This is a genomic window from Bacteroidales bacterium (assembly GCA_035647615.1).
Classification (GTDB): domain Bacteria; phylum Bacteroidota; class Bacteroidia; order Bacteroidales; family 4484-276; genus SABY01.
The window spans coordinates 54,591-68,806 of the sequence record DASRND010000005.1; the positions used below are offsets into that span (position 1 = coordinate 54,591).

At 46.9% G+C, this 14,216-nt stretch carries 14 protein-coding genes; 10 read left to right on the forward strand and 4 right to left on the reverse strand.

Features of this window, described 5'->3' with window-relative positions; genetic code table 11:
• Positions 1-27: 27 nt before the first annotated feature.
• On the reverse strand, positions 28-495 hold the full coding sequence (locus tag VFC92_02375; protein ID HZK07022.1) for a DUF1573 domain-containing protein: 468 nt from the start codon (positions 493-495) through the stop codon (positions 28-30).
• 22 nt (positions 496-517) lie between these two features.
• Here VFC92_02375 and VFC92_02380 point away from each other — a divergent pair, with 22 nt between their 5' ends.
• A complete protein-coding gene (locus VFC92_02380; GenBank protein ID HZK07023.1) occupies positions 518-1,093 on the forward strand; it encodes a shikimate kinase in 576 nt (191 codons plus the stop codon).
• Here VFC92_02380 and rlmD read toward each other — a convergent pair.
• Positions 1,065-2,489 carry a 23S rRNA (uracil(1939)-C(5))-methyltransferase RlmD gene (gene rlmD, locus VFC92_02385; GenBank protein ID HZK07024.1) on the reverse strand — a complete coding sequence of 475 codons (1,425 nt, stop codon included), beginning with the start codon at positions 2,487-2,489 and terminating at the stop codon, positions 1,065-1,067. The two genes, VFC92_02380 and rlmD, sit on opposite strands and share 29 nt — an antisense overlap.
• A gap of 164 nt (positions 2,490-2,653) precedes the next feature.
• A complete protein-coding gene (gene nusB, locus VFC92_02390) occupies positions 2,654-3,616 on the reverse strand; it encodes a transcription antitermination factor NusB (GenBank protein ID HZK07025.1) in 963 nt (320 codons plus the stop codon).
• A gap of 493 nt (positions 3,617-4,109) precedes the next feature.
• On the opposite strand from nusB, the gene VFC92_02395 reads away from it, so the two are divergent.
• From VFC92_02395 to VFC92_02435, 9 genes are all read left to right on the forward strand, one after another.
• The gene (locus VFC92_02395; GenBank protein ID HZK07026.1) at positions 4,110-4,496 is read left to right on the forward strand and encodes a DUF3276 family protein; all 387 of its coding nucleotides are present in this window, start codon (positions 4,110-4,112) and stop codon (positions 4,494-4,496) included.
• Between the two features lie 167 nt (positions 4,497-4,663).
• On the forward strand, positions 4,664-5,479 hold the full coding sequence (locus tag VFC92_02400; protein ID HZK07027.1) for an AAA family ATPase: 816 nt from the start codon (positions 4,664-4,666) through the stop codon (positions 5,477-5,479).
• Positions 5,469-6,383, forward strand: a complete 915-nt coding sequence (locus tag VFC92_02405) for a ParB/RepB/Spo0J family partition protein (GenBank protein ID HZK07028.1) — start codon at positions 5,469-5,471, stop codon at positions 6,381-6,383. The genes VFC92_02400 and VFC92_02405 overlap by 11 nt, the downstream gene beginning before the upstream one ends.
• A gap of 5 nt (positions 6,384-6,388) precedes the next feature.
• A complete protein-coding gene (locus VFC92_02410) occupies positions 6,389-7,018 on the forward strand; it encodes a DUF5683 domain-containing protein (protein ID HZK07029.1) in 630 nt (209 codons plus the stop codon).
• Between the two features lie 238 nt (positions 7,019-7,256).
• Positions 7,257-7,979 (forward strand): 4-hydroxy-tetrahydrodipicolinate reductase, encoded by a 723-nt coding sequence (dapB, locus tag VFC92_02415; protein HZK07030.1) that lies wholly within the window; start codon positions 7,257-7,259, stop codon positions 7,977-7,979.
• A gap of 73 nt (positions 7,980-8,052) precedes the next feature.
• Positions 8,053-9,672, forward strand: coding sequence for a signal peptidase I (lepB, locus tag VFC92_02420; GenBank protein ID HZK07031.1), 1,620 nt, complete (start codon positions 8,053-8,055; stop codon positions 9,670-9,672).
• Positions 9,673-9,709: 37 nt separating this feature from the next.
• A complete protein-coding gene (locus VFC92_02425) occupies positions 9,710-10,375 on the forward strand; it encodes a DUF4412 domain-containing protein (GenBank protein HZK07032.1) in 666 nt (221 codons plus the stop codon).
• Between the two features lie 318 nt (positions 10,376-10,693).
• Positions 10,694-11,443, forward strand: a complete 750-nt coding sequence (locus tag VFC92_02430) for a hypothetical protein (protein ID HZK07033.1) — start codon at positions 10,694-10,696, stop codon at positions 11,441-11,443.
• A 400-nt stretch (positions 11,444-11,843) separates the two neighbouring features.
• Positions 11,844-12,323 carry a methylglyoxal synthase gene (locus VFC92_02435; protein ID HZK07034.1) on the forward strand — a complete coding sequence of 160 codons (480 nt, stop codon included), beginning with the start codon at positions 11,844-11,846 and terminating at the stop codon, positions 12,321-12,323.
• A 420-nt stretch (positions 12,324-12,743) separates the two neighbouring features.
• On the opposite strand, the gene VFC92_02440 is transcribed toward VFC92_02435, so the two are convergent.
• The gene (locus tag VFC92_02440; GenBank protein HZK07035.1) at positions 12,744-14,162 is read right to left on the reverse strand and encodes a glycosyl hydrolase family 18 protein; all 1,419 of its coding nucleotides are present in this window, start codon (positions 14,160-14,162) and stop codon (positions 12,744-12,746) included.
• Positions 14,163-14,216 lie beyond the last annotated feature (54 nt).

The following is a 14,216-nucleotide window of genomic DNA, read 5'->3' on the forward strand; positions in this document are numbered from 1 at the left end:
TTATTTAGTTATAGAAAAGTTTTCTTTTTAAAAATTCTCGGGTAAAACCACTTGTGCTTTTATTCGGAGTAAGTGGCTGGCTGGGTGCGTATTGGTGACCACTGTCACGGTTTTGTTTTGAAAGCCACGGCGGTTGCTGCTATCGAAGGTAACTTTTACGGTTCCCTTCTGGCCGGGCGCAATGGGTTGGGTGGTGTAGGCGGGCACAGCGCAGCCGCAACTGGAGCTTACGCTGGTGATGAGCAGGTCGGCTTTGCCGCCGTTGTCGAAACGGAAAGCATACGTCACCTTTTCGCCTTGTATCACTTTGCCAAAGTCGTGTTCTGTGTTGTCGAAGTGCATCACCGGCATTTTGTCTTTGGAGCTTTCGCCGATGGCTGTGCGCGGGTTTTTCACCAGATCGGCGGGCAGTCGGTCGTCCTGTTGGCCACCGGAACAGCCCCACATGAGCATCATCACAAAAATGTAAGCGAAAACAGGTTTTATGTAAATCATTAATAATATCCAAAAAAAATGAATGGCAAAAATAGTAAAAAACTACAATTTGCTACTTTTGTCCGAAAACGTCGGGCGCATGAATGTATATCTTACGGGCTACATGGGTAGCGGCAAAACTACTGCCGGTCGGCGACTGGCTGCCAAAATCGGTTATGAGTATCTCGACATCGACGAACTCTTCGAATCGACTTACCGCGTTAGCGTCGCCCAATTTTTTGAGCGTTACGACGAAGGAGCTTTTCGCAAAATAGAGGCGCAGCTTATCGGTGAAACCTTTGCGCTAAAGCGCCGGGTAGTATCGCTGGGTGGCGGCGCGGCAAGCTATGCCGACAACATGGAGCGCATCAACCGGCATGGCCTTTCTGTTTATCTGCGCATGGCGCCTGAGTCGTTGTTTGTAAGACTCAAAAATGCAAAGCGGCCGCGCCCACGCATTGCTGGGCTTAGCGACGAACAGTTGAAAATACGCATTGCCGAAGATCTTCGGGTGCGGGTTCCTTATTATGAAAAAGCCCGCCTGATAGTGAAAGGTGAAAACCTGGACGTGGATGCGCTGGCCGAAGAGATTATTCGGCTGTTGCCTGCCGGCGGATGAGCAAAGTTACATTCTCGACATGCTGCGTCTGTGGAAACATATCCACCGGCTGTATGGCAGCGATTTCGTAATCTGCGCCAAGCATAGCAATATCACGTGCCTGCGTGGCCGGATTGCAACTTACATACACAATGCGCTGTGGTTGCAGCGTCAGCAGTTGCTCCACCACTTTGGGATGCATGCCTGCCCGCGGCGGATCGGTAATCACAACGTCGGGCTTTCCATACTTTTCGATTAATTCCTTATTAAAAACTTTGGCCATGTCGCCGGCCACAAACTGCGTATTGGTGATGTTGTTGATTTTAGAATTTTCGTGGGCATCGTCGATGGCCGTCTCCACGTATTCGATACCCACCACCTGCCGCGCCTGATGCGCCACAAAGATACCGATGGTGCCAGCACCACAATACAGATCATAAACCGTTTCTGTGCCGGTGAGGGCGGCAAAGTTCCGGGCAACTTTATAAAGCTGGTAAGCCTGTTCGGCGTTGGTTTGGTAAAATGACTGCGGACCAACTTTAAAACGCAAATCTTCCATGTGTTCCGTGATGTAAGGCTTGCCGGTCCAAAGCACCGTTTCCTGGTCGTTGATGGTGTCGTTGAGCTTGCTGTTGACCACATAAAAAAGCGAGGTTATCTGCGGGAAGCGCTCTTTGAGGAAATCCATGAGCGGATTGATTTTATCAGGCTCGTTGAGGGCAAAAATCACAATTACCATCACATCGCCGCTGTTGGCCGTGCGGATGATTACATTGCGCATCATCCCCTTATGTTTTCTGTTGTCGTAATATGGAAGGTGATGCTCAGCGGTATATTGGCGCAAAGCCAGCCGGATGTCGTTGGAAGGCGACGGCTGCAGATAGCAGTTGTTCAAATCGAGGATACGATCGAAAATTCCCGGCAGATGAAACCCCAATCCATCCATATTTACAGCCTCTTCCTGCCGCAGCTCTCCATCGGTAAGCCAGCGGCGATTAGAAAAGGTAAACTCCAGCTTGTTGCGATATTCATAAATTTTTTCCGACCCCAGGATGGGCGTCATCGTTTCGGTGCTTAGTTTGCCGATGCGCTCAAAGTTGTCTTTCACCTGCTGTTGTTTGTAGTAAAGTTGCTGGTCGTACGGCAGGTTTTGCCAGCGGCAGCCACCACAAATGCCAAAATGTTCGCAGCGCGGCGTGATGCGCAGCGGAGATAGCTTGTGCATTTTCACCGCTTTGCCCTCCATGTAGTTGCGCTTGCGCTTGGTCACCTGAATGTCGATGACGTCGCCGGGAACCACAAACGGCACAAAAATCACCATGTTATCTACACGTGCCACAGCTTTGCCTTCGGAGCCGGCGTCTTTTATCTCTACGTTTTCGAGCAGCGGAAGTGCTTGTCGGTTTCGCTTTGCCATTGGTTTGTATTAAAAATTTTGACAAAGATAGTTTTTGGGAAGGAAACACGGGTTTAACCGCGGAGGCGGAGAGACGCGGAGGAAAGTCAGAAAAAATTATTTTTATAATCTCTGTGCCTTAGCGTTTTTGCGGTGACAAAGGATTTAACAGGAGAGAGATAACCTTAATCCATCAGGCCGCGGCCGGTTTTTACAATCTTTTTTTCTTCTTTTAGCTCAACGATCAGCTTGTCGAGGATGCCATTGATAAAGACTTTGCTCTTGGGCGTGCTGTAATATTTGGATAGCTCTATGTATTCGTTCAGCGTCACCTTTGTGGGTATCGACGGAAACTCCATCAGCTCGGTGAGCGCCATCTTAAGCAAGATGATGTCCATGGTGGCAATGCGGTTGATTTCCCAGTTGCTGGCCTTATTTTTAATAATATCTTCCAGCTCGTCGCTCTTGAGCACCGTTTTGTGGTAAAGGCGCACCATAAAATCCTTGTCCTCGTCGGGTTCTTCTTTCCCTGTAGTGTTATAGAGGGTGGGAAGCAAGGCGAATTCGTCGTCATTTTTGCGCAGCCCTTTTATGATCTTCACCACCAGCGGGTTGGCAATCTCCAGGTCGTTGGCCCAGTAGATGTTTTTCTCTTCATAAAAATAATCGATGAAATCCTGATAGGCTACAAATTCATTAAAAAGGGTCGCAATAAAAGAGCGGTCTTCGTCGAATGAGTGCTTGCCGGAGTTCATATAGTTTTCGTAGATGTTGCTGCCACGCATATCGTTGTAAACCTTGCGTACCATATCTTCTTCGTCAACCCAGTTTATTTTGTAGGCGTTTACTTTGCGCTGATAGTCCTTGTTTTGGGTAAGTTTTGCGATAAGCTGATTGTCGATAAATTTGGTGTTGGGATTCAGGTCATCGTCTGTAGGGTAGAATTTCTTTTTATTTTCCTCCTGACGTTTGGTGGCGAATTTTACCAGTTGCGCCATGAATGCCAGCTGCCAGGTGATGAGTTCATAGATGCGCTCGGTGCTTTTCAGCATGTTCCTTTCGCCCACAGCCAGGTCGGAATTTTGGCTTACAAAATAGTTGTAGAGCGCTTGAAGCGCTTTTACCCGAAGGTGCCGTCTGGTTAACATAAATCTTTAAGAACAGTATGATAATTCATAATTACTGCGGCAAAATTATCTTTTTTTCGATGAGGGAAGAAGAAGTTGTCGGAAGAAAAGAAGTTGTCAGGTTGTCGGGAAAGAAGAAGATGTCGGGTTGTCGGGAATTCGCAATTTGAATCGGATGGGGTTTGGACGAGGCTTTGCCTCGTTCAGTCTATGTTTTACAGGCTTTGCCTGACACTATTTTTTTTACTATTGAATTGATAAAGGCAGCAGAGCCTGCGGAAATAAATGCAGCTTAGGCAGACCTCGACATGGTGGCTGAGCTTGTCGAAGCCAGCTCAGCCACCGCAGCCTAAGCCGAACGCTGAGTTGTCAAGTTGTCGCTTGGACTGTTGGCTGTGGGCTGAAGACTACAAACCGCCAGCTATCTTTTCAAAAAACCCCATCCATTCCGTGCCTCAAAAATATTATTGTCTACTTTTGCGTTTCAAAACATATCAAACCTTTTTTAAATAAAATGGAAGAAGCAGAAAAATACAAGCAACGCGAAGAGATTTTTTCGAAAGCGATCAGGGCGGGCAAGCGTACCTATTTTTTTGATGTGAAAGAAACACGGGCGCAAGAGCGCTATCTTACCATCACCGAAAGCAAAAAACGTTTCGACAACGAAAACGGCAAGTTTTTCTACGAAAAGCACAAGGTTTTTCTTTATCAGGAAGACTTCGAGAAGTTTAAGGAAGGCTTGCAGGAAAGTATGGCATTTATCACTACCGACTCCGAACCACCTTATCACAGCGAACAGAATGACGTAGCCGAAATAGAGCAGGAGATTAAAAACGTGAAATTTGAAGACCTCGATGGGGGTGTCGATGATGCCACCAGCGAAGAGTCCGACAAAGTATAAATCCAAAAGGGTGTAATGTGATTAATAATAAAGCTGGCTCCCGGGCCGGCTTTTTTGATAGATTGTAGCTTTCGACAACGGAAGCGTGTTGATTTCTTTTTACAACAATTGTAAGACATGCGCCGATTAAGTTATATTTTTGTAAACAAAGAAAGAAGAGCAAAAAGATGGGAAAAATAATAGCTATAGCTAACCAGAAAGGGGGCGTAGGCAAAACTACCACAGCCATCAATCTGGGGGCAGCGCTGGCAGTACTCGAATACAAAACGCTGATTATCGATGCCGATCCGCAGGCCAACGCCACTTCGGGCATGGGCATCGATCCGCGTAATGTGCAGACCAGCATCTACGAATGTATCATCGACGATATTCATCCCGACGGCGCCATCCTCGAATCCACCACACCCAACCTTTTTCTCATCCCGGCACACATCGACCTGGTGGGGGCGGAGATTGAAATGATCAATCTGCCCAACCGCGAAAAGATGATGAAACGCGTGATTGATAAAGTTAAAAACAACTACGATTTTATTCTTATCGATTGCTCACCATCACTGGGATTGGTGACGATAAATGCCCTCTGCGCTGCCGACTCGGTGATTATTCCGGTGCAATGCGAATATTTTGCGCTCGAAGGTCTGGGCAAGCTGCTCAACACTATTAAGATCGTGCAGTCGCGGCTCAACGAAGCGCTCGACATCGAAGGCATCCTGCTCACCATGTACGACACGCGTCTGCGGCTCGCAAAGCAGGTGGTGGAGGAAGTGAGGACGCATTTCCAGCAAATGGTTTTCGATACCATCATCAGCCGCAACACCAAACTTGGCGAAGCTCCCAGCTTTGGCGAAACCATTATCATGCACGACGCACAATCGTCAGGTGCTATCAACTATCTGAACCTGGCGCGCGAAATTTTGCAGAAAAACCAGCTTACCCGCATGAGTTCTGCTGATTACCAAATTGATTTATCCAATGGCAAGTAAAACCAGAAAAGGTGCCTTAGGGCGTGGCCTCGAAGCCATCCTGCAAAGTCCCGATACCGATATCACTTCCAAAGATATTTCGGGCAACTATGTGGTGGGCGCCATCGCCAACATCGGCATCGACAAAATAGAAACCAATCCTTTTCAGCCACGCAACGATTTTGAAGAAGAAGCCCTCAGCGAACTCGTCGATAGTATCCGTGAGCAGGGCATCATTCAGCCCATCACAGTGCGCAAACTTGGCTACGACCGCTACCAGGTAATTTCCGGCGAGCGCCGCCTGCGCGCTGCCAAAACTGCCGGGCTTGAAGATGTGCCTTGCTATATCCGCGTGGCCAACGATGAGCAGATGCTCGAGCTGGCGCTGATAGAAAATACCCACCGCGAAGACCTCAACTCCATCGAGATTGCCATCAGTTACCAGCGGCTGCTCGAGGAGTGCAACCTCACACAGGAAGCTCTTAGCCAGAAAGTGAGTAAGAAACGCTCAACAGTTGCTAACTACCTGCGCCTGCTCAAACTGCCCGCCGAGGTGCAGCTCGCCGTGCGCGATGGAAGCATCTCCATGGGGCAGGCACGCAGTTTTGTCAATATAGAGAGTCACGAAGATCAGCTCACACTGCTCGAAGAAATAATTACTCAGGGACTCAACGTGAGAGAAGTAGAGCAGAAGGTAAGAGAAATCAAAAAGCCGAAGCGCAAATCAGTAAAGCGTGTTAAACTGTCCGAAAGGATAACCGATATGACGCAGCGTATCGGCACCGGCTACCAAACCAAAGTGCAGATAAAACGTAATCCCAAAGGACAGGGAAGTATTGTTTTTAAATTTAGTTCGGAAGAAGAAATGGAACGGCTGCTGAGTTTGCTCGATAGTACAACTGATGCTTCTCAAAACGATAACTGATTAACATGCATGATGATGCCCGTGGTTTGCAGATGCACCAACAAAAAAGCAATATGTTGGAACGGTTGCCTTTCGGCAGACGGCATTTGCTGCTATTGATGGCGTTGCTGGTAACCTTTGCTGTCCAGGCACAACAAAACGGCGCCACGCTTCCTGTTGATACAGTGCCCTGGCATAATGCAAAAAAAGCCACGCTTTATTCCGTCGTTTTGCCGGGCCTCGGTCAGGCGTACAATCGCAAATACTGGAAGATCCCGATCATCTACGCCGGCTTTGGAACATTGGCTTATTTTATCACCACCAACACCCGCAACTACCGCGATTTCCGCACAGCCTACAACATCGTTTATACCAACGACACCGTCGCTTTTGCCAACAACGAGCTTGTTATGAAATACGATGGCAACCTCAATCAACTGCAGGAGGGGCGCAACTTCTATCGCCGCAACACCGAGCTAAGCTGGATCATAGCCGGCGTGCTTTACCTGCTGCAAATCGTCGATGCAAGCGTGGATGCCAACCTTTACAATTTTGATGTGAGCGACGACATAAGTCTGCAGTTTACGCCTGTGCAAGACAACTACTTCTTTTCGGCACGACCGGCTATGGGGCTTACGCTGCGTTATAAATTTTAATATTTTTGATAACTGTTTTGCTGATGTCTTTTAAAACACAAATTACACATAAGAAGTCTTATTCTATAAATGCCCGCGCTACCCCTCAATCCCCTAAAGGGGAAGCCAGCCCACACGATCTCGATTGTGCGTTGGCACCCCCCCCTTCAGGGGGGCGGGGGGGTGAGCGATGGAATTTCTAAATCTATAAAATCAATCGTTCAATCTAATCAGCCACCTAAATAATGACATTCTTTTTATGAAAATAGCTTTAATAGGATATGGCAAAATGGGAAAGCTCGTCGGGGAGATGGCCAAAGAAGGAGGGCACCAGATTGTGGCCGCAATCGATAATCCCGATGATTGGCAAAATAACGAAGAGGGTTTGAAACAAGCTGATGTTGCCATTGAGTTCAGCACGCCCGACGCTGTGGTCGAAAATATTCATGAATGCTTCCGGCGAAACATTCCGGTAGTTACGGGCACTACAGGCTGGGAGCACCACAAAATCGATGTTCGTGCTTATTGCGTCCAAAACCATCAGACTTTATTTACTGCTTCCAATTTCAGTTTGGGTGTAAATGTTTTTTTTCGACTCAACCGCCAGCTTGCCGCAATGATGAATGAGCTGCCTGGCTACGAGGTGCGCATCGACGAAACGCACCACATCCACAAGCTCGACAAACCCAGCGGAACGGCGCGTGTGCTGGCCGATGATCTCCTGGAAAAGTTGCAGCGCAAAACTTGCTGGAACAATGATGAATCTGGTGGGACAGACACTTTCCCTGTAGTTTCGCATCGTATCGACGAGGTAAATGGTGAGCATGTTGTTACCTACTCGTCGCCCGAAGATGTAATCGAGATAAAACATACCGCCCTGAGTCGGCGCGGTTTTGCTGTTGGTGCGCTGAAGGCGGCACAATGGGTCATCGGTAAAAAAGGATTTTTTACCATGGACGATATGACCGGCGCGGGGCATTAACATTTATTAACCAATTACCGGCACGGCTTTAGTTCTTTTCGCGTTTCAAGTTATTAATTTTCAAAAACAAAAAATGTTAACACTCATTATCCTGATCCTCATCTTTCTCTTCTTCCCTGCCTTGCTGGCGCCCATTTTTCCAAAAGCCGGCATAAGCCAATGGAAGGCTTTTGTGCCGATGCTCAACTATTGGGAATGGAACCGTCTCAACGACAAGCCCTACTGGTGGTTTCTGCTGTTGCTGGTGCCTTTCATCAATATTTTTATGGTTTTTCTGATGATTGTCGAAACGGCCAAAGCCTTTGGCAAATACGATCTGGGCAACCAGGCGCTGGCAGTGCTGTTTCCTTTTATCTATCTGCCCTGGCTGGGAATCGACAAACAGCAGAAATACATCGCGCCCGACAAGCGTTTGCAAATTAAAAAAACGGTAACCCGCGAATGGGTCGATGCCATCATTTTTGCTGTGGTGGCGGCCACCATCATCCGTACTTTTATTTTCGAAGCCTACACCATCCCCACCTCTTCCATGGAAAAATCGTTGCTGGTGGGCGACTTCCTTTTTGTGAGTAAAGTAGCTTACGGCCCAAAAGTTCCCAACACGCCGCTGGCTTTTCCTTTTGTGCATCACACCCTGCCTTTCACTGAATCTACCAAGAGTTACCTCGAATGGATCAAACTGCCTTATTACCGTTTTCCGGGATTTGGCGGTGTGGAGCGTTACGACGCTGTGGTGTTTAATTATCCAAGCGGCGACACGGTGGTGTTGCAGCGGCAAAGCGAAGATTATTATCAGATCGTGCGCGACGAAGGCTACAACGAAGTGTGGCGCAAATACGATGTGGTGGCGCGTCCGGTTGACAAGCGCGAAAACTATATCAAACGCTGCATCGGTCTGCCCGGCGACACCATTACCATTATTAATAAAGAAGTATTTATTAATAGCCAAAAAGCCTTTGTGCCAGAGGGCATGCAGTTTCAATATACCGTGACCACCGACGGAAACAGCTTCCGCCAGAGCGAGCTTACCAACCTGATGGACATGATGAATATTTCGGAAGGTTATGCCATCATTCCCGGAAGGGGCTACTGCAAAATTGAGATGGGCGACGACGGCAATGCCACCATGCTTTATCCGGCGCGCAGTCGTAACGGACAGATTTATTATACAGCAGGATGGCTGCCGGCCAATCAGTTTTACCTGCCCATGAGCAGCGAAAAAGCTGAAATACTTCGGAAGAATCCCCGCATAGCCAGCGTGGAGATGGAAATGATGACGACCGAAAATGTGAGCGACCGCGTATTTCCGCACGACACGCGCCGCTACCGATGGAACCAGGATAACTTTGGTCCGCTGTGGATTCCAAAAGCAGGCGAAACGGTTCCCATCAGCATGGATAACATAGCGCTTTATCGCAAAATCATCGATGCCTATGAAAACCATGACCTGCGCATCGAAGGCGATAAGATTTTTATTGATGACCAATTGGCCGATACGTATACCTTTGCTCAGGATTATTACTGGATGATGGGCGACAACCGCGACAACTCTCTCGACTCACGCTTCTGGGGCTTTGTGCCCGCCGACCATGTCGTCGGAAAAGCAGTGTTTGTGTGGCTGTCGCTGGATAAAAACAAAGGCCTGTTCGATGGTAAAATCCGATGGAAAAAATCACTTAGGACGGTAAAATAACAACGAAACCTTTTTTATTAATCTAAATATGAAAACGATGAAAAAACCTATTGCTTTATTAATGATGCTGCTGCTGGTCGTCGGAACTGCCGTGGGCCAGAAGCACTTTACCGGTAAGATTACCTTCAAAATCGATTTCGATATGAAGGACTTGCCCGAGGAGGCGCGCGGAATGCTTCCCAAAACCATGACCATGCTCATTGGCGACAACAAGGTGAAAACCGAGATGTTTACACAAATGGGCACACAGGGTTCCATTATCGATTTGAGTAAAGGCGTTCAGACAAGCCTGATCAACATGATGGGGCAGAAGTATGCCATCCGCCAGAGTGCCGATGAGATTGCTCAGGAAATTGCAAGCGAGGGCGAGATGAACGTCACCATCACCGGCGAAACTATGGAGATTGCCGGTTACACCTGCAAAAAAGCCATTGTGAAGGGCGCCAAAGAAAGCGATCCTGTTTTCACGGCCTGGTTCACTGAAGAACTTGCAGCACCTGAAAACATCAACTTTAACAATCCTTATTTCAAGGAAATCAAAGGCGTAATGCTCAAATACGACATGGCTGCCGGCCAGGGAATGACCATGACAATGACCGCCATTGAGGTGGAAAAGATGAAAGTAAAAGACAAAGAGTTTGAAATCCCCGAAGGCTTCCAGGAAACCACGCAGGAAGAGATGATGCGCAACCTGGGAGGCTGATGCTTGAATAAAGCTCAAGAACTCCGGTGGTTGAGCGTAGTCGAAACCACGGCTTAAAAATTAAATTCTAAAACCCCCGCTGCAAATTGATGCAGCGGGGGTTTTTTGGTTTCGGGGGGGAGCCATCACGATAGTGTTGGTTGAGCGTCGGCTGGTGAGCGGAGCCGAACCAAGTCGAAACCAGTTTTTTATTTAGAATGAAAATAAATTAATGACGACATACTGCTTGCAATGAAACACTTTCTATCTTTGGTAATTGAAAAACAGCATAGCAAAAGCTGAAATACCACGCAATTTAGAAAATAAAATATAGGAATCATGAAAAAAATTGTAGTACTGATTTTATTTGCATTCATTGCATCTGTGTCATTTGCACAGAGTAATTTTCAGGAGGTGGTGTATCTTAAAAACGGAAGTATCATCCGCGGGGTAATTGTAGAACAAGTTCCTAACAAAACCATAACAATTTCGACAGCCGACGGAAACTTGTTTGTTTTCCGGATCGATGAAATTGAGAAAATCACGAAAGAATTGCCGGGCGAATTAAAAGGGACGTCCGGGAAAAGAAAAGGATACCTCGGAGGAACGCTTGGAGTTTCATTTCCGGTGGGAGATTTTGCTAATAAATCAAACGGTTTGGCTGAAACCGGCATGCAAATCAATCTGGTTAATTTCGGCTATCTTTTTGGAGAAAATATTGGCATTACAGCAATTTGGTTTGGAGCCACAAATCCGCTTGATTCTAAAGGCGATGATTCCTGGGCTTATGGTGGAATAGTGGTTGGTCCTTTGGTATCGTTTTCACTTTCAGAAAAAGTAGAATGGGATTTTAGGCCAATGATAGGCTATGCATCCACAGCAGTGTCCTATCTCGGTCTGAATCCAAAACAATCACTTTCCTTTGCTTTAAATGTTGGTACCCTATTTAGAATAAATGTTGGTAAAAAAGTAGCCCTTCTGTTAAATGCTGATTACTTTTCCACCAAGCCCGAATTTAAAGACTTTGAGTTCTCTCAAAAAATTGGAACCATTTCTTTGGGCTTTGGTGCAGCCTACCGGCTTAAATAACCAATCGTCGTTACCATTCAACTGTAAAATACTATCTGGCTCACGCAGTTGCAAATGGCAGAGCTTTTTAAAAAAGATGTACGCACAGTCAACGAGCACATTCTAAACGTTTACAATACCAATGAATTAGATAACGATTCAACTATCTGGAATTTCCGGATAGTTTGGAAAGAAGGGACAAGAAATGTGCGACGTAGTATCGTACATAATAATCTAAATAAGATCAGGAATTGGAATCTCCCTACAAATTTGCTGAACCATAAGAGTTGGCAACTACAGAGGAATCCTTGGTAGTTCAATTTCTTCAATATTGAAAGCCTTCATTTTCCAGCGTCGGCATGACTGGAAGTTTCGATTTTTGTAGTTTTGCCGGAATTATAAAAACAAAATATTGTAAGAAATGATATCGACGGAGGTGAAAAAACAAAAGATTGCCCTGGTGGCACACGATCACATGAAACCCGACATAATGGCCTGGGTGAAATGGAATAACAAGAAACTTTCGGGACACCAACTGATATGTACCGGAACGACCGGGCGACTGCTAAAAGATGTGCTCGACCGCGAGCTGACGGCGGAGGAGGCAGAGAGCACGCAGATGATCCGACTCAAGTCGGGGCCTCTGGGTGGCGACCAGCAGCTTGGCGCTATGATCGCCGAGGGTAACATCGATATCCTGATATTTTTCTGGGATCCCATGGAACAGCAGCCCCACGACGTGGATGTGAAGGCGTTGCTGCGGCTGGCTGTGCTGCACAATATCCCCACCGCATCCAACCGTGCCAGCGCCGATTATCTTATTTCCTCGCCACTCTTTGGCAGCGACTACGAGCCCCTTCGCCGCGACTACCGCGAATACCTGCAGCGCTCGATTAGGTAGAGCTTCATTTGTATGTGCAAAATTTCGGATTTTAATAATTGGAGCTTTTGTTGAAATTCCAAAAAACAACCAAGTAATATAGTGGAGGGAAATCAAATAGCCCAGGCGCTGAGCGAATTTGAAATTTGATTTTTGAAATTTATTTGTGATTTGGCTTCTCGTTAAATCTAATCTGAGGTGGCTGAGCGTCGGTTGGTGAGCGTAGCCGAACCAAGTCGAAGCCCCGTTCGGTTTCGATCAGCTTAGGCTGTGCCTAAGTCGTTTCTGTTTTTGCAGGCTTTGCCTGTTAAAAAAAATTGATCAGAAACAGCAGGCAAAGCCAGTAAGAATAAATGTGGACGAGGATCAGCCTCCTCGAAACGCCGGTAAGAATTTTTTTACTTTTTCAAAAACTTAGTCTGATACCGCAGATTGCCATCATTAATGTCCAACAGGTACATCCCGTTTTTTAGTTTGGAAATAATCCGCACAGTTATCTTTAAAAGGTGCCTCCACGCTTTCCCCGTTCATATTGTAAATAAGAATCTCAGTGGGCGTCGATGGTGTTGATATATAAATCTGTTGTGAAGCCGGATTGGGAAACACCGAAATGGTGGGTGTGCCAGGAAGTGAAGGTGCATGAACCGTTGCATTAAAAACCTCATGGATGGTGTCGAGCAATTGCGTTCCCTGGATAATTCCTGATCCTGCAAAAGTTTCAACGTAGTCGCCGGTAATTTCCCAGATGATAATCCCGCCGGCATTGTGATCCTTTACATATTGCGCTTTGTAGCCCACCGAAAGGGTGTTGTCGAAGGTTACGAAAGTGTTGATGTAATTTCCCAACAAATACGGACATTTCACTTGGTCGTCCCAATAGTAGCTGAACATATCCAAACGTTTATGAATATTATAATAAAGTGGCTGACCTTCGTCTTCCCAAAAGGTCGAGCCGTCGTATCCTGTATGGCTGCCATAAAGTTGCGTGCAGTTGGCCAGTGCCTTTCCGTAAAAAGCAATGCCCAGGTTAATTTTTTCGGCAGGAACATTATAGGTTTCGGTAAGAAGCGTAAAAGCTCCGTCAAAACACCAAAGCGGATTGCCAATTGGAGGGTTGTAAAGGGGCGTATGGTGGTTGCTCTCTGCATCCCACGAACCGTGAAAATCGTAGGTCATTAGGTTGATCATGTCGAGCAGTGGCAGCACATTTTCCCACTCGATATTGTCCATTTTATCTGCGGTAGCACCAAAGCATGAAGTCAATAGATAATCCTGTCCGGTTTGATTTCCCAATGCGTCGAGGGCCGTCCGCAGTTCCTGTAGCAAAAGTGTAAAATTTACCTTATCAGCAGGTGTTCCGCCCTGAGGCGCGTAGCCCGGATATTCCCAGTCGAGGTCGATGCCGTCGAAATGATAGGTTTGGATGAGGCTGATGCAGTGCATCACAAAGGTTTGTCGTTTTGTGGGGTTGGCAGAAATTGCCGGAAATTTATCGGAGCAAGTCCAGCCCCCGATGGATGGCACCACTTTTACTCCGGCCTGGTGCGCCAGATAAGGCAGGCTGCGGGTAGAATCGTGGGTTTGCACCGGCCACCAGATCGTAGGCCCCAGCAACAGGTTCTCGTCGGCCCAGCTATCCGTCGATTCGATGCTTCCATCGTCCAATGGTCTGAAGAATGCATAATTGATCACGGTGTATTTTTCGTAATACAACGCTTCCGGATTGATGAGCTGGTTGCGGTCGTACCACTGCCAGTTGGGATAATAACCAACAAGGTTTTTGTTGTGCTGAGCAATAGCGGGAGTTGCTAAAAGTAGCGTTGCGATAAAGAGCGGTAGCCAAGTTAAAGAACGCTTCATAGCATGTCGATTTATTTTTGTTTTAATGATCGGGCAAACATAGTAATAAATGGG